The 21,289-nt window shown below is 61.0% G+C and carries 17 protein-coding genes; 6 read left to right on the top strand and 11 right to left on the bottom strand.

Translation table 11 applies throughout. The features are described from left to right. Positions 1 to 12: 12 nt before the first annotated feature. From FGF54_RS17465 to FGF54_RS17450, 3 genes are all read right to left on the bottom strand, one after another. Complete coding sequence (locus FGF54_RS17465) at positions 13 to 1,548, bottom strand: sugar ABC transporter ATP-binding protein (protein WP_168208172.1); 1,536 nt, start codon at positions 1,546 to 1,548, stop codon at positions 13 to 15. Positions 1,549 to 1,771: 223 nt separating this feature from the next. Then, positions 1,772 to 2,782, bottom strand: coding sequence for a rhamnose ABC transporter substrate-binding protein (gene rhaS, locus FGF54_RS17455; protein WP_142780569.1), 1,011 nt, complete (start codon positions 2,780 to 2,782; stop codon positions 1,772 to 1,774). Positions 2,783 to 2,828: 46 nt separating this feature from the next. After that, positions 2,829 to 3,659 (bottom strand): DeoR/GlpR family DNA-binding transcription regulator, encoded by an 831-nt coding sequence (locus FGF54_RS17450; protein WP_003522575.1) that lies wholly within the window; start codon positions 3,657 to 3,659, stop codon positions 2,829 to 2,831. Positions 3,660 to 3,859: 200 nt separating this feature from the next. On the opposite strand from FGF54_RS17450, the gene FGF54_RS17445 reads away from it, so the two are divergent. Together FGF54_RS17445 and rhaI are read left to right on the top strand one after the other, a co-directional pair. Further along, a complete protein-coding gene (locus FGF54_RS17445; protein WP_142780568.1) occupies positions 3,860 to 5,956 on the top strand; it encodes a bifunctional rhamnulose-1-phosphate aldolase/short-chain dehydrogenase in 2,097 nt (698 codons plus the stop codon). A gap of 233 nt (positions 5,957 to 6,189) precedes the next feature. Beyond that, complete coding sequence (gene rhaI / locus FGF54_RS17440; RefSeq protein WP_078053438.1) at positions 6,190 to 7,482, top strand: L-rhamnose catabolism isomerase; 1,293 nt, start codon at positions 6,190 to 6,192, stop codon at positions 7,480 to 7,482. A 139-nt stretch (positions 7,483 to 7,621) separates the two neighbouring features. Here rhaI and panB read toward each other — a convergent pair whose 3' ends face one another. The 8 genes from panB to FGF54_RS17400 form a co-directional block, all read right to left on the bottom strand. Beyond that, a complete protein-coding gene (gene panB / locus FGF54_RS17435; protein WP_125145840.1) occupies positions 7,622 to 8,461 on the bottom strand; it encodes a 3-methyl-2-oxobutanoate hydroxymethyltransferase in 840 nt (279 codons plus the stop codon). Next, on the bottom strand, positions 8,458 to 9,336 hold the full coding sequence (gene panC, locus FGF54_RS17430; RefSeq protein WP_142780567.1) for a pantoate--beta-alanine ligase: 879 nt from the start codon (positions 9,334 to 9,336) through the stop codon (positions 8,458 to 8,460). The genes panB and panC overlap by 4 nt, the downstream gene beginning before the upstream one ends. Before the next feature lie 147 nt (positions 9,337 to 9,483). Continuing rightward, positions 9,484 to 10,254: an enoyl-CoA hydratase-related protein gene (locus tag FGF54_RS17425; protein ID WP_142780566.1), complete on the bottom strand. Its 771-nt coding sequence runs from the start codon at positions 10,252 to 10,254 to the stop codon at positions 9,484 to 9,486. Next, a complete protein-coding gene (locus tag FGF54_RS17420; protein WP_142780565.1) occupies positions 10,244 to 11,170 on the bottom strand; it encodes a hydroxymethylglutaryl-CoA lyase in 927 nt (308 codons plus the stop codon). The genes FGF54_RS17425 and FGF54_RS17420 overlap by 11 nt, the downstream gene beginning before the upstream one ends. Position 11,171: 1 nt before the next feature. Then, positions 11,172 to 13,163, bottom strand: a complete 1,992-nt coding sequence (locus FGF54_RS17415) for an acetyl/propionyl/methylcrotonyl-CoA carboxylase subunit alpha (RefSeq protein ID WP_142780564.1) — start codon at positions 13,161 to 13,163, stop codon at positions 11,172 to 11,174. A 7-nt stretch (positions 13,164 to 13,170) separates the two neighbouring features. Further along, on the bottom strand, positions 13,171 to 14,772 hold the full coding sequence (locus tag FGF54_RS17410) for a carboxyl transferase domain-containing protein (protein WP_142780563.1): 1,602 nt from the start codon (positions 14,770 to 14,772) through the stop codon (positions 13,171 to 13,173). A gap of 7 nt (positions 14,773 to 14,779) precedes the next feature. Beyond that, positions 14,780 to 15,952, bottom strand: coding sequence for an isovaleryl-CoA dehydrogenase (locus FGF54_RS17405; protein ID WP_065657134.1), 1,173 nt, complete (start codon positions 15,950 to 15,952; stop codon positions 14,780 to 14,782). A gap of 75 nt (positions 15,953 to 16,027) precedes the next feature. Further along, entirely contained in the window at positions 16,028 to 16,501 is a 474-nt protein-coding gene (locus FGF54_RS17400; protein ID WP_035221263.1) for an Lrp/AsnC family transcriptional regulator, read from the bottom strand. 231 nt (positions 16,502 to 16,732) lie between these two features. Here FGF54_RS17400 and FGF54_RS17395 point away from each other — a divergent pair, with 231 nt between their 5' ends. Genes FGF54_RS17395 through FGF54_RS17380 form a run of 4 tightly spaced genes read left to right on the top strand, consistent with a single transcriptional unit; the run spans position 16,733 to position 21,287 of the window. Beyond that, on the top strand, positions 16,733 to 17,848 hold the full coding sequence (locus FGF54_RS17395) for an acetyl-CoA C-acyltransferase (protein ID WP_246667027.1): 1,116 nt from the start codon (positions 16,733 to 16,735) through the stop codon (positions 17,846 to 17,848). Between the two features lie 12 nt (positions 17,849 to 17,860). Further along, the gene (locus FGF54_RS17390) at positions 17,861 to 18,988 is read left to right on the top strand and encodes an acyl-CoA dehydrogenase family protein (RefSeq protein ID WP_142780561.1); all 1,128 of its coding nucleotides are present in this window, start codon (positions 17,861 to 17,863) and stop codon (positions 18,986 to 18,988) included. A gap of 44 nt (positions 18,989 to 19,032) precedes the next feature. Beyond that, positions 19,033 to 20,271: a 3-methyl-2-oxobutanoate dehydrogenase (2-methylpropanoyl-transferring) subunit alpha gene (locus FGF54_RS17385; protein ID WP_142780560.1), complete on the top strand. Its 1,239-nt coding sequence runs from the start codon at positions 19,033 to 19,035 to the stop codon at positions 20,269 to 20,271. Positions 20,272 to 20,273: 2 nt separating this feature from the next. Next, positions 20,274 to 21,287 (top strand): alpha-ketoacid dehydrogenase subunit beta, encoded by a 1,014-nt coding sequence (locus FGF54_RS17380; RefSeq protein WP_142780559.1) that lies wholly within the window; start codon positions 20,274 to 20,276, stop codon positions 21,285 to 21,287. Positions 21,288 to 21,289 lie beyond the last annotated feature (2 nt).

Raw genomic sequence — 21,289 nt, 5'->3', positions numbered from 1 at the left:
TGGTTGCCCCTCTCAGGCATTGCCGGTGGCGGCGCGCACCAGCTTTTCCGGAGAAAAATCGGTGCGTTCGAACTGGCCCGCCATCAGGCCTTCGCGCATGACGATGGCGCGGTCGGACATGCCGAGGATTTCGGGAAGTTCGGATGAAATCATGATGATGGAGAGCCCCTCTGCGGCAAGCTCGCTGATGAAACCGTGCACGGCGGCCTTGGAGCCGATATCGATGCCCTTGGTCGGCTCATCGAGAATGATGACCTTGGGCTGGGTGGCGAGCCATTTGCCGATCACCACCTTCTGCTGGTTGCCGCCCGAAAGCGTGCCGACCGGCACCGAAAGGGCGGCCGCGCGCAGATCGAGCCGCGAGGCATATTTGCGCGCCAGCGCGAATTCATTGGCGGCGGCCAGAAACCCCTTGCGCGAGGTGCGCGTGAGCGATGGCAGCGACATGTTCTGGTAGATCGGCATATCCAGCGCCAGCCCGTGGCGGCCGCGCTCTTCCGGCACATAAACGATGCCGGCGCGGATCGCGTCTTCCGGTGAGCGGATGGAAAGCGGCTGGCCTTCCAGCGATACCTGTCCCGAAGCCGGCCGGGTAATGCCGAAAAGCGACTGGCAGAGTTCGGAGCGACCGGCGCCGATCAGCCCGTAAAGGCCGAGAATCTCGCCCTTGCGCAGTTCGAGCGAAATATCGCGGAATTCCGTCTGATGCGAATAGTCACGGACCGAAAGAACCGTCGGACCGAGGGCCACGGCCTGCTTGGGAAAGGCGTTCGTCACGTCGCGGCCAACCATCAGCCGCACGATCTCGTCCTGCGGCGTGGCCGCAAGATTGCCCGCTCCAACCATCCTGCCGTCGCGGAACACGGCGTAGTTCTCGGCGATCTCATAAACCTCGTCGAACTTGTGGCTGATGAAGAGGATCGCCTTGCCCTGCCGCTTCAGGCTTTCGACGATGCGAAAGAGATCGTCGATCTCCTTGCGGGAAAGGGCGGCCGTCGGTTCGTCCATGATGACGATGCGCGCCTCAACCGACAGCGCCCGGGCAATCGCCACGAGATGGCGTTGGGCGATGGACAGGTCCTTCAGCCGGATCGTCGGATCGATGGTGCTTTCGAGCTGTTCCAGCAGGGTTCTGGCGCGCGTGTTGATGGTCTTCCAGTCGATCAGGCCAAAACGGCCCTTCGGCGCATGGCCGAGGAAGATGTTTTCGCCGACGGAAAGTTCGTCGAACAGCACGGTTTCCTGATGAATGGCGGTCACGCCGGCATCGATGGCGTCCTGTGCGCTGTGAAAATGGACGGGCTGGCCATCGAGAAGGATTTCGCCTTCGTTGGGGCGATAGATGCCCGTGAGGATTTTGACGAGCGTGGATTTACCAGCACCGTTCTCGCCGATCAGCGCGGTGACCTTGCCGGGATAAAGCGCGATATCGACGCCATCCAGCGCTTTGACGCCGGGGAATATCTGGCTGATGCCGCGCATTTCCAGAATGGGCGTTGAATTTGAAGCCTCGACGACATCTAAAATTTTCGTTTCGATACGCATCATCCGTCTTACCGGTCAGTTTGATTGAAGCGGTGAAGGGCACCCCCCTCTGCCCTGCCAGGCATCTCCCCCTCAAGGGGGGAGATCGATATGCGGCACCGTTGAGGCCATCACTAAAGTTGAGAGTGAGCGAGTGTTATCGTCTGGCTGATCTCCCCCCTTGAGGGGGAGATGCCCGGCAGGGCAGAGGGGGGTGCCCTCCACCCGCCGTCAGCCACTTCTCCGATCAAAAGATCTTCGAGAACTGATCGATATTCTTCGCATCATAAACAAACGGATCGGCCATCGCCGCTTCGCTGTTTTCGCCAACCTTGATCTTGCCCATGCGGCCCGCTTCGATTTCCGACCCCGGCTTGCCGTCGGTTTCGCCCTTCACCAGGCGATAGGCGATCTGGGTGGCGGAGTAACCGAGGTCGATCGGGTTCCAGATGGCGAATTCCTTGGTGGCGCCCGACTTGATGGCGCCGGCCATTTCGGACGGCAGTCCAAGGCCGGTCACATAGACCTGACCGATCTTGCCCGCATCCTTCACCGCCTGCGAGGCGGCGAGAACGCCAACCGTCGTCGGCGCGACGATGACCTTCACATTCGGCTGCGAGGAGAGCAGGCCCTGCGCTTCGCGGTAGCTCTTGTCGGCAAGATCGTCGCCATAAACCGTGGTGACGAGGTTGAGGCCGGGGAAGTCCTTCAGCTGCTTCTTCATCTCGTCGATCCAGATATTCTGGTTCGTGGAGGTGGTGGTGGCCGAAAGAATGGCGAAATCGCCCTTGCCGCCTTCCAGATGCGACGCGGCGAGCTGCAGGCACATCTTGCCGATCAGCGCGTTGGACGAGGGGTTGAGCTGGAGAATGCGGCCTTCCGGCGCAACGCCGGAATCCCAGGAAATGACCTTGATGCCGCGCTGCGCCGCCTTTTTCAGTGCCGGAACGACAGCGTCGGGGTCATTGGCGGAAATGGCGATGGCGTCGACGCCCTGCGCGATCAGCGAATTGATGACTTCGATCTGGCCTTCCGCCGTGGTGCTGGTCGGGCCGGTATAGATGATCTCGACGCCGCCGAGGTCCTTTGCGGCCTCCTGCGCGCCCTTGTTGGCGGCTTCGAAAAAGCCGTTGCCGAGCGATTTGACCACCAGTGCGATCTTCACATCGGCGGCTTGGGCAACGCTGCCCAGCCCTGCGACAGAGAGCGCCGCGCCAAGCGCCAGAGCGCTCGTCAATGTTCTGCGTGTAAGTTTCATGTCCCTTTTCCTCCCGTTTTGAACCTTTTCCTCCCTCCGGTGCTCCTCAGGCGACCGAAGAAGAATCCTCTTCATCCGGTGGGGCGGCTGTCTTGCCATCCCTCACCGCGCCGACGACCAGCAATTCGACGCCGGCATCTTCCACCATCCTCGCCGCCTCATCGGAAATCCCGTCATCGGTGATGATGGTCGAGACGTTTTCGAGCGGGCATAAAATGAGGCTGGATCGCTTTCTGAATTTCGAAGAATCGACCATCACGATCAGCTCTTCCGCCTGCCGCATCAGCTTCTGCTCGCTCTGGATAACCAGCGCGTCGGATTCCATGATGCCGAGAGCGCCCACACCCTGCGCACCGAGAAAAATCCGCCGCGCATAAAAATTGCGGATCGCATCGTTCTCGAAAGGCGACAGGATGAGGCTTTGATCACGATAGATCGCGCCGCCCGGAACGCTGACATTGCATTTGGAATGCTTGACCAGATGCTCGGCGATGGCGAAAGAATTGGTCATCACCTGCAGGCGGCGCGCCGCCATGTAATGCACCATCTGGAATGTCGTCGTGCCGCCATTCAGGATGATCGCGTCGCCATCGTTGCAGAGATCGACCGCCTTGCGCGCAATTGCGCGTTTCTTGTCGATATTGACCGATTCGGACACCCGGAACGGCCGGGCGGCCAGATTGCCGAGCTGCGGCGGATGCACCGCTTCCGCCCCGCCGCGCACGCGGCGCAATTTGCCCTGAACATGCAAAGACGCGATATCCCGGCGGATCGTCGCTTCGGACGCATCCGTCAGTTCGGCAATATCCTGCACCGTCACGACAGCTTTTTCCTGCGTGGCGCTCAAGATGATGCGATGGCGTTCGCGTTCGTGCATGGGGTCCTCCTGATCGTGATTATTCGCAATCTCTTTACGTTGTCAATCAAGAACGATCAAATTAATCAATATCGCGCTGCAACATGAAAATTTATGATCGTTTTTGATTGACATTATGCTTTTGGATGCGCGATATCTGCCATCAAAGGAGGCGGGCCGGTATCGGCTCCGCGAATGCAGACAGATATTGGGAGGAAGACATGACGGGAAAATCCCGCCTTCTCGAAAGCCGTTGGGACGATGCCTATGCCAGAACGCTCGATGAGCCGGGCAAGCTGCTTTATCGTTCCAATCTGCTCGGTGCCGACAAGCGCATTACCAATTATGGCGGTGGAAACACATCTGCAAAGGTGCTTGAGACGGATCCGCTGACGGGCGAGAAGGTCCGCGTCATGTGGGTGAAGGGCTCCGGCGGCGATGTCGGCACCATCAAGCTCGATGGTTTTGCAACGCTTTATCTCGACAAGCTGGAAGCGCTGAAGGGCATTTACAAGGGTGTCGAGGATGAGGACCGCATGGTCGGTTTCCTGCCGCATTGCACCTTCAACCTCAATCCGCGCGCGGCTTCCATCGATACGCCGCTGCACGGTTTCGTGCCTTACGATCATGTCGACCATATGCATCCGGACGCGATCATTGCCATCGCCGCCTCGAAGAATTCGAAAGAGCTGACGCAGCAGATTTTCGGTGACGATATCGGCTGGCTGCCCTGGCGTCGCCCCGGTTTCCAGCTCGGTCTCGATCTGGAAGCTTTCGTCAAGGCCAACCCGAAGGCCAAGGGTGTCGTGCTGGAAAGCCATGGTCTCTTCACATGGGATAATGACGCCAAGGCGTGTTACGAACTGACGCTTGCCATCATCAACACGGCGATCGAATGGTTTGCGGCAAAGACCGAAGGCAAGACGATTTTTGGTGGCGCGGTGGCGAAGAGCCTGCCGGTTGCCGAACGCCGTGCCATCGCCGCCCGGCTGATGCCGGAAATCCGTGGCCGCATCGGCCGTGAGGAACGCAAGCTCGGCCATTTCGACGATCAGGACGCGGTTCTCGAATTCGTCAACTCGAAAGACCTGAAGCCGCTCGGCGCGCTCGGCACATCCTGCCCGGATCACTTCCTGCGCACGAAAATCCGCCCGCTGATCCTCGATCTCGATACGGCGAAGCCGGATGTGGACGCGCTGACGGCGGGTCTCGACAAGGCGCTTGAAGGTTACCGTGCCGATTATACCCGCTACTACGAGGCCTGCCGCCACGACAATTCGCCGAAGATGCGCGATCCGAATCCGGTGATTTTCCTGATCCCCGGCGTTGGCATGTTGTCCTTCGCCAAGGACAAGGCCACTGCCCGCATCGCCGGCGAATTTTACGTCAACGCCATCAACGTCATGCGTGGCGCTTCCACCGTGTCCGACTATCAGGGCCTTCCCGAACAGGAAGCCTTCGATATCGAATATTGGCTGCTGGAAGAGGCAAAACTTCAGCGCATGCCGAAGCCGAAGAGCCTTGCCGGCCGGGTGGCCTTCGTCACCGGCGGTGCTGGCGGTATCGGCCGGGCGACGGCGGAAAGGCTGGCGGGCGAGGGCGCCTGCGTGGTTCTGGCGGATATTGACGAAGCGGCGCTGGAAGCCGCCAAGGCCGATTTCGTCAAGCGCTACAGCACTGACTCGGTGCGTACCGTCAAGCTTGATGTGACGAAAGAGGATGCCGTCATCGCAGCCTTCGCGGAAGCGAGCGTGGAATTCGGCGGCGTGGATATTCTCGTCTCCAATGCTGGCATAGCTTCCTCCGCACCGGTGGAAGACACGACGCTTGCCATGTGGAACAAGAATATCGACATTCTCGCCACCGGCTATTTCCTCGTTTCGCGGGAAGCGTTCCGGCTGCTGCGGCGTCAGAATCTCGGCGGCAACGTGGTGTTCGTCGCCTCGAAAAACGGTCTCGCTTCCTCGCCCAATGCCTCCGCCTATTGCACGGCCAAGGCTGCGGAAATTCATCTGGCCCGTTGCCTCGCACTCGAAGGGGCGGAAGCGGGCATTCGCGTCAACACCGTCAATCCCGATGCCGTGCTGCGCGGTTCTAAAATCTGGAGCGGCGAGTGGCGCGAGCAGCGCGCGGCCTCTTCCAAGATCGAGGTGACCGATCTGGAGGAACATTACCGCAAGCGTTCCATGCTGAAGCTCAATGTCTTCCCGGAAGATATCGCCGAGGCGATCTACTTCCTGGCGTCCGACGCCTCCGCCAAGTCCACCGGCAACATCATCAATGTCGATGCCGGTAATGCGCAGAGTTTTACGCGGTAGGGTGTCGGTGGATATCGACATATAAAAAGACACGATGCTTTGAGAAGTGGCGAAAGTCCCACCTTCGTCATTCCGGCCTTGAGCCGGAATCCAGCAGTCGCGCGTCTGCGCGGCGAGAGAGTCTTCTCAGCCCAAAGACTTGGGCTGGCTGGATTCCGGCTCAAGGCCGGAATGACGGGGTGGTGGCGTCGCGGGCCGAAGCACCTGTTGTGTTCATTGCCTGGGAGGAAGAGATGACCGAGACAAAAATCGCTGCCGATGTCATCGCGGCGGAAAACGACAAGCGTGCTCACGCGCTGAAGGATGATTATCAGGCGCTGGGCAACCAGCTTGCGCGCCGCAATATCGATATCGAGGCCGTTACTGCCAAGGTCGCGGAATTTTTCGTTGCCGTGCCCTCCTGGGGCGTTGGCACCGGCGGCACCCGTTTTGCCCGTTTTCCCGGCACGGGCGAGCCGCGCGGCATTTTCGACAAGCTGGATGATTGCGCCGTCATCAACCAGCTGACACGGGCGACGCCCAATGTTTCCCTGCATATTCCGTGGGACAAGGAAGACCCGAAGCGGCTGAAGAGCCATGCCGATGCGCTGGGTCTCGGCTTCGACGCCATGAATTCCAACACGTTTTCGGATGCGCCCGGCCAGAGCCATTCCTACAAATACGGTTCGCTCAGCCACACGGATGCCGCTACGCGCCGGCAGGCCGTCGAGCACAACATAGAGTGTATTGAGATCGGCAATGCCATCGGCTCGAAGGCGCTGACGGTGTGGGTGGGTGATGGTTCGAATTTCCCCGGCCAGAGCAATTTCACCAGAAGTTTCGAGCGTTATCTCGCCGCCATGGCCGATATCTACAAGGCGCTGCCGGATGACTGGCGCATCTTTTCCGAACACAAGATGTACGAGCCGGCCTTTTATTCCACCGTCGTGCAGGACTGGGGCACCAATTACCTCATCGCCAATACGCTCGGCGAAAAGGCCTTCTGCCTCGTCGACCTCGGCCATCATGCGCCGAACACCAATATCGAAATGATCGTCGCCCGGCTCATCCAGTTCGGCAAGCTCGGGGGTTTCCATTTCAACGACAGCAAATATGGCGATGATGATCTGGATGCCGGCTCGATCGAGCCATACCGCCTGTTCCTCGTTTTCAACGAGCTGGTGGATGCGGAATATCGCGGCGTGAAAGGTTTCCATCCGGCCCATATGATCGACCAGTCGCATAATGTGACGGACCCGATTGAAAGCCTGATCTCCAGCGCCAATGAAATCCGCCGCGCCTATGCGCAGGCATTGCTGGTGGATCGCGCGGCTCTCGACGGTTACCAGCAGGACAATGATGCGCTGATGGCTTCCGATATGCTGAAGCGGGCCTATCGCACCGATGTGGAACCGATTCTTGCGCAGGCCCGGCAATTGGCGGGCGGCGCTATCGATCCGGTCGCGACTTATCGTGCGAGCGGCTATCGCAGCCATGTTGCGGCGAAGCGCCCGGCTTCGGTTGGCGGCAGCGGCGGGATTGTATAGGGACGTCCCTCACACCCGTCACCCCGGACTTGATCCGGGGTCTAGTGTGCGATCAAGTCCTTGATCGCGCAAGAGTCTTTCACGGCGCAGACGCGCCGTGGCTGGATGCCGGATCGAGCCCGGCATGACGGAAATAGTCTCACTTCCCCGAAGGCGATTGCCGTCGCACCTGAAACGTATGCTCCGGCCCGGGAAACGCCCCCGAGCGAACCTCATCGGCATAAGCGGCCGCTGCTTCCGAAACCGCCGGGCCCAGATCGGCGAAACGCTTGACGAATTTCGGTTTGAAATCGGTGAAAAGGCCAAGCATGTCGTCGGAAACGAGCACCTGCCCGTCGCAGGCCGGCGATGCGCCGATGCCAACCGTGGGAGCTGCGAGTTTTTCGGTCAATTCGCGGGCAAGCGGTTCGACGGTGCCTTCCACGACGATGGCGAAGGCGCCGGCCTGATCGACCGCAATCGCATCGCGCCAGATTTTTTGCGTTTCCGCATCCGAATGCCCGAGCGAGCGGAAGCCGCCGGCGGTGTGCACCAGCTGCGGCATAAGCCCGACATGGCCGAACACCGGAATGCCGCGCGCCACCAGAAAGGCGATGGTCTCCGCCATTTCCTCGCCGCCTTCCAGCTTCACGCCGTCGCAGCCGGTTTCCTGCATCAATCGCACGGCATTGCGGAACGCCTGTTCCTTGGATTCCTGATAGGTACCGAAGGGAAGATCGACGATGACGCAGGCATGTTCGACGCCGCGCATGACGGCGCGGCCATGGGCGATCATCATATCCAGCGTGACGCCGACCGTCGTGTCCATGCCGTAAAGCACCATGCCGAGGGAATCGCCGACCAGGAGCAGATCGCAATGCGGATCGAGAAGGCGGGCAATCGGCGTGGTATAGGCGGTCAGGCAGACAATGCGCGCCTCGCCCTTCATCTGCCGGATGGAGGCCGTCGTCAGCCGCTTGTGTTTTCCATGGGCGCTCATTCGGCCGCCTCCCGTTGGTTGATCCTGTCGCGCCCGATGACGCGGTTGTCGAGGAGCCTCGTGCTGCCGAGCCTGACGAACAGCGCCACCAGCACCGGCCCCGCCTGCAATGAAGCGACGGGGGCAAGCGTATCGGGATCGCGCACTGCAACGACTTCCGGCAAGGCCAGCGGCTCGGTGGCGATGAATTTTTCTATCGCGGCTTCAAATGCGGCGGGGTCGTTGAAACCCTCGCCATAAAGCCGTTCCGCTTCGTCCAGCGCGCGCGGCACGATCACGGCGGCAGCGCGTTCTGCGGGGTTTAGATAGACATTCCGCGAAGAACAGGCCAGCCCATCCGCCTCGCGCACGGTGGCGACTGGCACGACCCTGACCGGCTGGGCGAGGTCCTCGACCATGCGGCGGATCAGCGTTACCTGCTGATAATCCTTCTCGCCGAAATAGGCGGCGTCCGGCTGGACGAGGTTAAAAAGCTTGGTCACGACGGTCGCAACACCGGCGAAATGCCCCGGCCGCACCGCGCCTTCCAGCTGGCTTCCCAGTTCGGGCACATCCACCACGGTCTGCATCGGGCGCGGATACATCTCGGAGACGTCTGGCGCGAAAAGAATGTCGATGCCCGCCTCTTCCAGCAATGCGCTGTCCCGGGCGAGATCGCGGGGGTAACGGGCCAGATCCTCATTCGCACCGAATTGCAGCGGGTTGACGAAGATCGAAACCACCGTCACGTCGTTTTCCGCCTTGGATTGGGCAACGAGCGTCAGATGGCCGATATGGAGAAAGCCCATGGTCGGTACGAAGCCGATGGTTTTGCCCGCACGGCGAAAAGTAGCGGTGGCATCCCGCAATTCGGCGACGGTTTTTACAAGCTGCATGGGTCTCCTCCGGCTCCCCAATCGCCGCCCGGCGAAAGGTGCTGGATAGAACTCGATTTGCCGAACGGGGTCAACGGACGCATCGGGATTATCGATTAACCCTATGACGACTTTTAAGAAAACCGGTGCTCGGCCAGATGGCGGCGATCACTCCACCCAGAGCGGTTTCCTTTTTTCGGCAAAGGCCAATCGCCCCTCCCGCGCCTCGTTGCTGCGGCTGATCGTGGCGATGACGTTTTCAGCAAAGGCGAGCCGCTCGCTTGCGGGCATATCGCGCATCTTCAGCAACGCCGCCTTTCCGGCCGCGATGGCGCCCGGCGCATTCTGCCGCAACCGGGCGAGAACATCTCCCACCACGCCATCGAGTTCGGCCGACGGGACGACCCGATTGACGAGGCCAAGGCGCTCCGCATCGACAGCGTTAATCGCGGCCCCGAGATAAGCCATTTCCTGAAGCTGGCTCAGGGGTATCTTCGCCAGGAGCTTCGCCGCCACCATGGCCGGGAAAAGCCCGACACGGACCTCCGGCAGGCCGAATTCGGCATGGTCGGCGGCATAGGCAAGATCGCAGGCGGCGATGAGGCCAAGCCCGCCGGCCAGAACCCGACCGTTGATGCGGGCGATGACGGGCCTGTCGCAGCCCTCGATGGCACGCATCACATCGGCAATAGGGTTGGTTCCATCCCGCGAGAGGAACATGCCGCCGGCGCTTTCTTTCAGATCGGCCCCGGAGCAGAAGCTGCGGTCTCCCGCAGCCGTTATCACCACGGCGCGCAGGCCGCCATCACCGGATGCCGTGCGGATGGCCGTCGTCAGGGCGTCCGTCATCGCGGCATTCAAGGCATTGTGCACCTCCGGCCGGTTAAGCGTCAGCCAGAGAACGTCCTTGCGACTTTCGCTCAACAACTCATCCGCCATGCGCGTCACCCTCCTGTCTTGCCGCAAGCAGCGCCTTGCCGGCGCGCGCCGCATTCCGTCTGCCGAGATGCCGGCTGATCCAGTCTCCGGTTTTTGCCACCGCCATCAGGTCGATACCGGTTTTAATGCCAAGCCCCTGCAGCAAATAAACGACGTCTTCAGTGGCGACATTGCCGCTCGCCCCCGGCGCAAAGGGGCAGCCGCCCAGCCCGGCCACCGAACTGTCGAAGACGGAGATACCTTCATCCAGCGAGGCCAGCACATTGGCGACGCCCTGCCCATAGGTATCGTGGAAATGCATGGCGAGTTTTTCACGCGGGATGCGGGCAGACACCCGTTTGATGAGATTGCGAATCTGGTCCGCCGTGCCGACGCCGATCGTATCGCCGAGCGAAATTTCGTAACAGCCGAGCGCGATGAGCGCTTCGGCCATCGCCGCCACCTCATCTTGTGCAACTGTACCGTCATAGGGGCAGCCGGCTATGCAGGAAACATAACCGCGCATGAGGATATTCCGGCCAGCCGCGGCTGATGCGACATCGCGCAGGCGCTCGAGGCTTTCGGCGCGCGAGCAGCCGATATTGTGCTGGCTGAACCCTTCGGATGCGGAGACGAAAACGGCGATTTCCGTCACGCCGGCATCAAGGGCGGCCTCGAAACCTTTCATATTGGGAACGAGTGCCGGATAGGCGGTGCCGGGTCGCCTTTCGAGGCCCTGAAAAACCTCCTTCGAACCCGCCATTTGCGGCACTTTTTTGGGTGAGACGAAAGCACCCGCTTCCACCGCCGCCAATCCGGCTGCGGCCAGCCGTTCGATCAGCTCGATCTTGATGGCGGCTGGAACCTCGGCGCTTTCGTTCTGTAAGCCGTCACGCGCGCCCACTTCGACGATTTTGACGGTTTGAGGCCAACTCATCTCAGCCGCCCTCCGGCTCGAAATCCACCAGCACCGCACCGGCGGCGACCATATCGCCCTCGTTGCAATTGATGGCCGTGACGGTGCCTTTCGCCGGCGCGCGGATCGTGTGCTCCATTTTCATCGCCTCCATCACCACAAGCGCCTCGCCGGCCTCAACCGCGGCACCGTTGCTGCTCAGCAAGGCGCGGATGACGCCGGGCATAGGTGCTTCCAGACCGCCGGTATGGGGAGCGGAATCCGCGATATCGACCGGATCCGGCTGGTTGATGCGATAATGCTCACCATCCAGAAAAAGTGCGTAACGGCCATCCTCTGCAAAGAAATGGCCCTGCCTTTTCCTGCCTTCCACCGTCGCACGGAATTTACCGTCCTCGAAAAGGTTGCCATAGGCGCTGATCGCCCGTCCGTCGATCTCCAGCGAAAAACCGTCCGCCTCATGCGTGACGCCGACGCCAAGCGGCTGGTTGTCAAACACGAAATACAGCGTTTCCCGCGCTGGCGCGTTGAGGCGGAAGGCGGCCGTCATGTTCCAAGGGCTATGGGGATCGGCCTGCGAACCTGGCTTTCCGTTTTTCTGCCGCGCAAGCAGCAGGCCAAGCGCGGCCATGGCTATCTCGTTCCCGTCCGTTGCTGTCGGAGCAAACAGCGCCGCTTCGTTACGGGCGATGAAACCGGTGTCGAGATCGGCGTTCGCGAAGGCCTCCAGTCCCGCAAGCCGCATAAGAAAGGCGGCATTGCTGGTGACGCCGCAGATCGCCAGATTTTCGAGCGCCAACCGCAGACGCCGCACCGCCGAGGGGCGATCTCGGTCCCAGACGATCAGCTTGGCGATCATCGGATCGTAATGCACGGTGATGGCGTCGCCGGCGCGGATGCCGCTGTCGATCCGGACGTGAGGGCCCTGATCGGGAAAAACCAGATGGCTGATGGTGCCGATCGACGGCAGGAAATCATGCGCCGGGTCTTCGGCATAAATCCGTGCCTCGATGGCATGGCCGTTTATGCTCAGATTCGCCCAGTCTTCCGGCAGGGCCTCTCCGTTGGCGACGCGGATCTGCCATTCGACCAGATCGAGACCGGTAATATATTCCGTGACCGGATGTTCGACCTGGAGCCTCGTATTCATTTCCATGAAATAGAAGTCGCCGGAAGGGTCGAGCAGGAATTCCACCGTTCCCGCGCCGCGATAATCGATGGCGCGGGCGGCGGCGACCGCCGCTTCATACATGCGCTGCCGAAGTGCGTCGGGCAGGCCGGGGGCAGGGGCTTCCTCTATGACCTTCTGGTGCCGGCGCTGGATCGAGCAATCGCGCTCGAAAAGCGAAACACACTTGCCGTGGCCATCGGCAAAGACCTGCACTTCCACATGGCGTGGACGCTCCAGGTATTTTTCGATCAGCATGCGGTCATTGCCGAAGGCGGCCAGCGCTTCGCGTTTCGCGCCGGCAAGCTCGGCTGCGAAGTCGCGCTTTTGCCTGACGACGCGCATGCCCTTGCCGCCGCCGCCGGCCGAGGCCTTCAGCAGCACCGGATAACCGATCTTGTCCGCCTCGCTCGTCAACCGTTTTTCGGACTGTTCGTCACCGTGATAGCCCGGAACGATGGGAACGCCTGCTTTCGCCATCAAGGCCTTCGCCTCGCTTTTTCCGCCCATGGCGCGGATTGCCTGCGGTGTCGGGCCTATGAAAATCAGGCCGGCGGTGGCACAGGCTTCGGCGAACGCGGCATTTTCGGAGAGAAAGCCGTAACCCGGATGGATCGCCTCCGTGCCGGTTGTTTTTGCAGCCTCGATGATTTTTTCCGCATCGAGATAGGAGGCGCGCGCCGGCGCGGGGCCAATCGCGATGGCCTCATCGGCCAACGCCACATGCATGGAATTGCGGTCGGCCTCCGAATAGACCGCGACGGTGCGGATGCCCATCCTAGCGGCGGTGCGGATGATGCGGCAGGCGATTTCGCCGCGATTGGCGATCAGTATTTTCGAGAACATCGTCGCCTCACATCCTGAATATGCCAAAACGGGTGGGTTCAATTGGTGCGTTAAGCGCGGCGGAAAGACCGAGGCCGAGCACGAGGCGGGTATCCTTCGGATCGATGATGCCGTCGTCCCACAGCCTTGCACTGGCATAATAGGGATGGCCTTCCCGTTCGTATTTTTCCCGGATCGGCTGCTTGAACGCCTCTTCGCCTTCCTTCGACCAGTGGCGGCCATCGGCTTCGATGCCGTCGCGGCGGATTTGCGCCAGAACGGACGCCGCCTGTTCGCCACCCATCACGGAAATGCGGGCATTCGGCCACATCCACAAAAAGCGCGGTGAATAGGCCCGCCCGCACATACCGTAATTGCCGGCCCCGAAGGAGCCGCCGATGATGACGGTGAATTTCGGCACTTTGGCTGAAGCGACGGCGGTAACGAGCTTCGCGCCATCCTTGGCGATACCACCAGCCTCATAGGCCTTGCCGACCATGAAGCCGGTGATGTTTTGCAGGAAAACCAGCGGGATGCCGCGCTGGCAGCAGAGCTCAATGAAATGCGCGCCCTTCAGCGCCGATTCCGAAAAAAGGATACCATTATTGGCGATGATGCCAACGGGATAGCCATGGATATGGGCGAAACCGCAGACGAGCGTCGTGCCGCAAAGCGCCTTGAACTCATCGAATTCGGAACCATCCACCAGACGAGCGATGATCTCACGCACCTCGAAAGGTTTTCGCGTGTCGGCAGGAACGATGCCATAAAGCTCGTCGGCCGGGTAAAGCGGCTCCACCGGTTCGCGGATATCGAGTTCCATCTGCTTGCGACGATTGAGGGTGGAAACGATCCGTCGGGTCAGTGCCAGCGCGTGGCGGTCGTCGTGGGCATAATGATCGGTGACGCCGGATTGCCGCGAATGCACATCCGCGCCGCCCAGCTCTTCCGCACTCACCACCTCGCCGGTCGCGGCCTTTACCAGCGGCGGGCCGCCGAGGAAGATCGTGCCCTGATTTTTGACGATGACGGACTGGTCGCTCATGGCGGGCACATAGGCCCCGCCCGCCGTGCAACTGCCCATCACCACGGCAATCTGGGCGATACCTTGCGCCGACATATTGGCCTGATTGTAGAAGATGCGGCCGAAATGATCGCGGTCGGGAAATACTTCGTCCTGATTGGGCAGGTTCGCGCCGCCGGAATCCACGAGGTAAATGCAGGGCAGGCGGTTCTCCGTGGCGATTTCCTGCGCGCGCAGATGTTTCTTCACCGTCAGCGGATAATAGGTGCCGCCCTTTACCGTCGCATCATTGGCGACGATCACACATTCGCGGCCGGAGACCCGGCCGATGCCGGTGACGATGCCCGCGGCGGGAACGGGTTCGTCATAGACCTCGTATGCCGCGAATTGCGAGAATTCGAGAAACGGGCTGCCGGGATCGAGAAGGGCTTCGATCCGGTCGCGCGCCAGCAATTTGCCGCGGGAAAGATGCCGTTCACGGGCCTTGTCGCCGCCGCCTCTGGAGATTTTTTCGACGTGTTGGCGCAGGTCATCCACCAGCCCCGACATGAAATCGACATTGGCAGCGAAGGTCGGGTCGCGGTTCAGACTTGAAGTAAGCTTCATCGTGTCCTCACCCGTTGCCCTTGACCAGTTCGCGGCCGATCAGCATCCGGCGAATTTCGCTGGTGCCTGCGCCGATCTCATAAAGCTTGGCGTCGCGCAGCAGCCTTCCGGCCGGGCTTTCATTGACATAACCGGAACCGCCGAGAAGCTGGATGGCATCCAGCGCCACCTGCGTCGCCCGTTCGGCGGCAAAGAGGATCGCGCCCGCCGCATCCTGTCTTGTGATGCGGCCATTGTCGCAAGCGCGGGCAACGGCATAGACATAGGCGCGCGACGCATTCATGGCCGAATAGATATCGGCAAGCTTGCCCTGCACCAGCTGGAATTCGCCGATGGGTTTGCCGAACTGCTTACGCTCACGCGCATAGGGCAGCACCAGGTCGATGGCCGCCTGCATGATGCCGACCGGGCCGGCGGCCAGCACGGCGCGCTCATAATCCAGCCCGCTCATCAGCACCGTCACGCCGTCATTGAGGCGGCCGAGAATGTTCTCTTCCGGCACCTCGCAATCCTCGAACACCAGTTCGGATGTAGGTGAGCCGCGCATGCCGAGCTTGTCGAGTTTCTGGGCCGGGCGAAAACCCTTGAAGCCTTTTTCGATCAGGAAAGCGGTGATGCCGCGAGGGCCGGCCGACATATCCGTCTTGGCGTAAACCACCAGCGTATCGGCCTCGTGGCCGTTGGTGATCCACATTTTCGCGCCGTTCAGCACATAGCGGTCGCCTTTGCGCTCCGCCTTCAGCCGCATTGAGACGACATCCGAACCGGCCCCAGTCTCGCTCATGGCGAGTGAACCGACATGCTCGCCGGAGACCAACTTCGGCAGATATCTGTGCTTCTGCTCTTGCGTTCCCCAGCGGTGGATCTGGTTGATGCAGAGGTTGGAATGGGCGCCATAGGAAAGGCCGATGGAAGCGGAAGCCCGGCTTATCTCTTCCATCGCCACGCAATGGGCGAGATAGCCCATGTCGGCACCGCCGAATTCTTCTGAAACCGTGATGCCGTGCAGACCGAGCTCACCCATCTCGGGCCAGAGTTTACGTGGAAAACGGTCGTCGCGGTCGATCTCCGCCGCCAAGGGGGCAATTTTATCATCTGCGAATGCGCTTGCGCTGTCGCGCAATGCTGCGATTTCCGGGCCGAGATCGGCATCGAAAATGGCGGCGAGGTTCAAACTCATCGCGTCTCCTCCTCCGGACGGCAGGCCGTCCCTCTTTTCAGCAGCCAGCACCTCCTCCGCGCCGGCAGCCCTTGATTACGGCGCGTCACCCCCCGTGAAGGCGGCGGAACGGCGCACGAATGTCTTGATGGCGAAATTGGACTGGATGCGCGACACGCCGGGAACCGTGGTCAGGAAATCCAGTAGCTCCTGATAATGCGGCAAATCCCGCACCATGGCGTGGATCAGATAATCGGAACTGCCGCTGGTCTGATAACCGCCCACCACTTCCGGAATGGAGGCCACATGGTGTTCGAAGGTCGTCAGCGCTTCCTTGATCTGCCGTTCCAGTGTGACGGAAATGAAGACGCCCATATTGCCGAGCAGCCGGTTCTCATCGAACACGGCGGTATAGCCACGAATGATGCCTTCCTCTTCCAGCTTGCGCACGCGCCGCAGCGTCGGCGTGAAGGAAAGACCGATTCTCGCTGCCAGGTCACGCCAGCTCACCCGCCCGTCATCACCGAGAACATGCAGAATCTTCCGGTCGAAACTGTCGAGCTCAATCATGGATCATTTGCTCTATGATATGACTAATTGTTGGATCAAAGATATCGCCAATCAAAAAACTGTCAATCAAAATAGCTTTGAAATGAATTCGAGATAGTGATAGCGTTCACCTCAGTCGCGGTCTGGAGGAGATTGCGATGACGGTCGTTCTCTCAAGCGGTAGAATGGCCAAGGGAGGTGAATTTGGCTGTGCATGACCCTGTCGTGATCGTTGGGGCCGCCCGTACTGCTATGGGTGGGTTCCAGGGCGAATTCAAATCGGTGGCCGAGCCCGATCTCGGTGCGGCGGCGATCCGTGCGGCCGTCGAACGGGCTGCGGTTCCACCCACTGATATTGACGATGTGCTGATGGGCTGTGTGCTTACGGCCGGGCAGGGGCAGGCTCCGGCCAGACAGGCGGCCATTGCCGCCGGAATCCCCAACTCGGTTGGCGCGACGACCATCAACAAGATGTGCGGCTCTGGTATGAAGGCGATCATGCTGGCGCATGACCAGCTTGCGGCGGGAAGCTCTTCCATCGTACTTGCGGGCGGTATGGAAAGTATGAGCAATGCGCCCTATCTCTTGGATCGCGCCCGCAACGGCTATCGTCTCGGCCACGGCAAGCTCACTGACCACATGTTTTTGGATGGCCTCGAAGACGCTTATGACAAGGGTCGGCTGATGGGCACTTTCGCGGAAGATTGTGCTGAAGCCTACCAATTCACCCGTGCCATGCAGGATGACTATGCGCTGACCTCGCTGGAGCGCGCCCGGCGTGCCATCGCTGAGGGGGCTTTCGAAGCGGAGATCGCGCCTCTCGGCGATGTTGCCGTGGACGAGCAGCCGGGCAAGGCGAAGCCGGAAAAGATCCCGCAACTGAAGCCCGCCTTCCGCGATGGCGGAACGGTGACGGCGGCCAATTCCAGTTCGATTTCCGATGGCGCTGCCGCTCTCGTTCTCATGCGTCGCTTCGAAGCGGAAAGGCGGGGCCTGTCACCGCTGGCGACCATTATCGGCCAAACCTCTTATGCGGATGCACCCGCCGGATATCCAACGGCTCCCATCGGCGCGATGAAAAAGCTGTTCGATAAAACCGGCTGGGCGGCGAAGGATATCGATCTGTTCGAAATCAACGAGGCCTTTGCCGTGGTGGCGATGGCGGCAATGCGCGATCTCGATCTGCCGCATGAGAAGGTGAATGTGCACGGCGGGGCGTGTGCGCTCGGCCATCCCATCGGCGCTTCCGGCGCGAGGATCGTCGTCACATTGCTGGCCGCTTTGCAGCGCCAAGGGCTGAAGCGCGGCGTGGCCGCCGTCTGCATCGGCGGCGGCGAAGCAACCGCGCTCGGCATAGAGCGATATTAAGGGGAGGCGGCGATGATCCTGAACGAAGCCCAGCAGCAGATCAGGGGCATGGCCCGCGATTTCGCCCGCGAGCGGCTCGCCCCTGGGGCTGCTTCGCGTGACCGGGAAAGCCGGTTCCCGAAAGACGAACTGAAGGAGATGGGAGACCTCGGCTTCCTCGGAATGCTGGTCTCCGAGGACTATGGCGGCTCGGAAACCGGTGCCGTCGCTTATGCTCTGGCGCTGGAGGAAATCGCTGCCGGCGACGGCGCCTGTTCCACCATCATGAGTGTGCATAATTCGGTCGGTTGCGTGCCGATCCTGAAATTCGGGACCGAAGACCAGAAGCAGCGTTTCCTGCCGAAACTGGCCTCCGGCGAATGGATCGGTGGTTTTGCGCTGACCGAACCGCAGGCCGGTTCAGATGCGTCCAACCTCAAGACCCGCGCCCGGCGCGATGGCGACCGATATATTCTCGATGGCGCGAAGCAATTCATCACCTCGGGTAAAAATGGCGATGTCGTCATCGTCTTTGCAGTTACCGATGCGGAGGCGGGCAAGAAGGGCATCAGCGCGTTCATCGTGCCGACCGATACGCCGGGTTACGAGGTCATCCGTGTCGAGGAAAAACTCGGCCTGCATTCATCCGATACCTGCCAGATCGCCTTCACCGAGATGGCGGTCCCAGCCGAATTTCGGTTGGGCGAAGAGGGTCAGGGGTATCGCATCGCGCTTGCCAATCTGGAAGGTGGGCGCATCGGCATCGCCGCGCAGGCTGTCGGCATGGCGCAGGCCGCCTTCGAGGCGGCGCGGGATTATGCCCACGAGCGCAAGGCCTTCGGACAGGCAATCGTAGAGCATCAGGCGGTGGCGTTTCGTCTCGCGGATATGGCGACGCGGATTACGGCGGCGCGGCAGCTGGTGCTGCATGCGGCGGCGCTGAAGGAAGCGGGTGAACCCTGTCTTTCGGAGGCCTCGATGGCGAAGCTTTTCGCGTCCGAAATGGCTGAGCGTGTCTGCTCGGACGCCATCCAGATTCACGGCGGTTACGGTTACATGGCGGATTATCCGGTGGAGCGGATCTATCGCGATGTACGCATCTGCCAGATTTACGAGGGGACCAGCGATGTCCAGCGCATGGTCATCGCGCGGAACCTTTGAGAGTTGTTTCGCGGTCTGGAGGAGATCGCGACGGGAGGAGTAGAATGGATATAACCGAAACGCCACGTCTCAGCCTGCATGTTCCCGAACCTGCGGTGCGGCCCGGCGGGGAGCCGGATTTCTCCAATGTGAAAATACCCAAGGCCGGTTCCGTGCCGCGCCCGGAGGTGGATGCAGCACCTGAGAGCATGCGCGATCTCGCCTATTCAATCATCCGTGTCCTCAATCATCAGGGCGAGGCTGTCGGGCCGTGGGCGGGGCTGCTTTCGGATGACGACCTGCTGGTGGGCCTCAAAAACATGATGCGGCTGCGGGCTTTCGATGCCCGCATGCTAATGGCGCAACGGCAGGGTAAGACCTCCTTCTACATGCAGCATCTGGGCGAAGAGGCTGTCAGTTGCGCCTTCCGCAAGGCGCTTTCCAAAGGCGACATGAATTTCCCGACCTACCGGCAGGCCGGGCTGCTGATCGCCGACGATTATCCGCTCGTCACCATGATGAACCAGATCTATTCCAACGAGCTGGACCCGCTGCATGGGCGGCAATTGCCGGTTCTCTATTCCTCGAAGGAACATGGCTTCTTCACCGTTTCCGGCAATCTCGCCACGCAATATGTGCAGGCGGTTGGCTGGGCGATGGCGTCGGCCATCAAGGGCGATACGAAGATAGCAGCTGCGTGGATCGGCGACGGTTCGACGGCGGAGTCGGATTTTCACTCGGCGATGGTCTTTGCTTCCACCTACAAGGCCCCGGTGGTTCTCAATATCGTCAATAACCAATGGGCGATTTCCACCTTTCAGGGCATCGCGCGCGGCGGCTCCGGCACCTTTGCGGCGCGCGGCCTGGGTTTCGGCATTCCCGCACTGCGGGTCGACGGCAATGATTATCTCGCCGTTTATGCCGTGGCGCGCTGGGCGGTGGAGCGGGCGCGCCGCAATCTCGGCCCGACGCTGATCGAATATGTGACCTATCGTGTCGGCGCCCATTCCACGTCGGACGATCCGAGCGCCTATCGCCCCAAGACAGAGTCCGAGGCATGGCCGCTGGGCGACCCGGTTCTGAGGCTCAAAAAACACCTCATCCTGCGCGGCGTCTGGTCGGAGGAACGGCACCGGCAGACGGAGGCGGAAATTGCCGATGAGGTGCTTGAGGCGCAGCGCGAGGCGGAAAGCCACGGCACGCTGCATGAGGGCGGCAAACCGCCGAAAAAGGATATTTTCGAAGGCGTCTACGCCGAGATGCCGCCGCATCTCGCCCGCCAGCGCCAGAAGGCAGGGTGGTGACCATGGCAAGAATGACGATGATCGAAGCCGTCCGCAGCGCCATGGATGTGTCCATGAAGCGCAGCGACGACGTGGTGGTTTTCGGCGAGGATGTGGGTTATTTCGGCGGCGTGTTCCGCGCCACGCAGGGGCTTCAGGGAAAATACGGCAAGACCCGCTGTTTCGATGCGCCGATCAGCGAATCCGGCATTGTCGGCACCGCCATCGGCATGGCCGCTTATGGCCTGCGCCCCTGTGTCGAAATCCAGTTCGCCGATTACATGTATCCCGCCTATGATCAGATCACCCAGGAGGCGGCGCGTATCCGCTATCGCTCCAATGGCGATTTCACCTGCCCCATCGTTCTCAGAATGCCGACCGGCGGGGGCATTTTTGGCGGGCAGACGCACAGCCAGAGCCCGGAAGCGCTTTTCACCCACGTCTGCGGGCTGAAGGTGGTGGTTCCTTCCAATCCCTATGACGCCAAGGGGCTGCTGATCGCATCCATCGAAGACCCCGACCCGGTGATGTTTCTGGAGCCGAAGCGGCTTTATAACGGTCCCTTCGACGGCCATCACGACCGGCCGGTGACGCCCTGGTCCAAACACGAGATGGGGGAGGTACCGGAAGGGCACTACACCATTCCCATCGGCAAGGCCGAGATACGCCGGCCCGGAAACGCTGTCACCGTCATCGCTTATGGCACCATGGTGCATGTGGCGCTGGCGGCGGCGGAAGAGACGGGTGTGGATGCCGAGATCATCGATCTTCGCAGCCTCTTGCCGCTCGACCTCGATACCATCGTGAAATCGGTTTCGAAGACCGGCCGCTGCGTCATGGTGCATGAAGCGACGCTCACTTCCGGCTTCGGCGCGGAAGTCGTGTCGCTGGTGCAGGAACATTGTTTTTATCACCTTGAGGCCCCCGTTGTTCGCGTTGCGGGCTGGGATACGCCTTATCCCCATGCGCAGGAGTGGGACTATTTTCCGGGACCTGCCCGCGTCGGGCGCGCCCTTGTCGAAGTCATGGAGGCCTGATT

Origin of the sequence: Agrobacterium sp. T29 (assembly GCF_006970545.1) — a bacterium.
GTDB lineage: Bacteria > Pseudomonadota > Alphaproteobacteria > Rhizobiales > Rhizobiaceae > Agrobacterium > Agrobacterium leguminum.
The sequence above is the reverse complement of the archived record's forward strand: the minus strand, read 5'-3'. Positions and strand labels throughout refer to the sequence as shown.

Bases quoted from the DNA above. Each gene is read 5' to 3' on its own strand.
- FGF54_RS17465 (WP_168208172.1), bottom strand. From the start codon at position 1,548: ATGATGCGTATCGAAACGAAAATTTTAGATGTCGTCGAGGCTTCAAAT.
- rhaS (WP_142780569.1), bottom strand. From the start codon at position 2,782: ATGAAACTTACACGCAGAACATTGACGAGCGCTCTGGCGCTTGGCGCG.
- FGF54_RS17450 (WP_003522575.1), bottom strand. From the start codon at position 3,659: ATGCACGAACGCGAACGCCATCGCATCATCTTGAGCGCCACGCAGGAA.
- FGF54_RS17445 (WP_142780568.1), top strand. From the start codon at position 3,860: ATGACGGGAAAATCCCGCCTTCTCGAAAGCCGTTGGGACGATGCCTAT.
- rhaI (WP_078053438.1), top strand. From the start codon at position 6,190: ATGACCGAGACAAAAATCGCTGCCGATGTCATCGCGGCGGAAAACGAC.
- panB (WP_125145840.1), bottom strand. From the start codon at position 8,461: ATGAGCGCCCATGGAAAACACAAGCGGCTGACGACGGCCTCCATCCGG.
- panC (WP_142780567.1), bottom strand. From the start codon at position 9,336: ATGCAGCTTGTAAAAACCGTCGCCGAATTGCGGGATGCCACCGCTACT.
- FGF54_RS17425 (WP_142780566.1), bottom strand. From the start codon at position 10,254: ATGGCGGATGAGTTGTTGAGCGAAAGTCGCAAGGACGTTCTCTGGCTG.
- FGF54_RS17420 (WP_142780565.1), bottom strand. From the start codon at position 11,170: ATGAGTTGGCCTCAAACCGTCAAAATCGTCGAAGTGGGCGCGCGTGAC.
- FGF54_RS17415 (WP_142780564.1), bottom strand. From the start codon at position 13,163: ATGTTCTCGAAAATACTGATCGCCAATCGCGGCGAAATCGCCTGCCGC.
- FGF54_RS17410 (WP_142780563.1), bottom strand. From the start codon at position 14,772: ATGAAGCTTACTTCAAGTCTGAACCGCGACCCGACCTTCGCTGCCAAT.
- FGF54_RS17405 (WP_065657134.1), bottom strand. From the start codon at position 15,952: ATGAGTTTGAACCTCGCCGCCATTTTCGATGCCGATCTCGGCCCGGAA.
- FGF54_RS17400 (WP_035221263.1), bottom strand. From the start codon at position 16,501: ATGATTGAGCTCGACAGTTTCGACCGGAAGATTCTGCATGTTCTCGGT.
- FGF54_RS17395 (WP_246667027.1), top strand. From the start codon at position 16,733: ATGGGTGGGTTCCAGGGCGAATTCAAATCGGTGGCCGAGCCCGATCTC.
- FGF54_RS17390 (WP_142780561.1), top strand. From the start codon at position 17,861: ATGATCCTGAACGAAGCCCAGCAGCAGATCAGGGGCATGGCCCGCGAT.
- FGF54_RS17385 (WP_142780560.1), top strand. From the start codon at position 19,033: ATGGATATAACCGAAACGCCACGTCTCAGCCTGCATGTTCCCGAACCT.
- FGF54_RS17380 (WP_142780559.1), top strand. From the start codon at position 20,274: ATGGCAAGAATGACGATGATCGAAGCCGTCCGCAGCGCCATGGATGTG.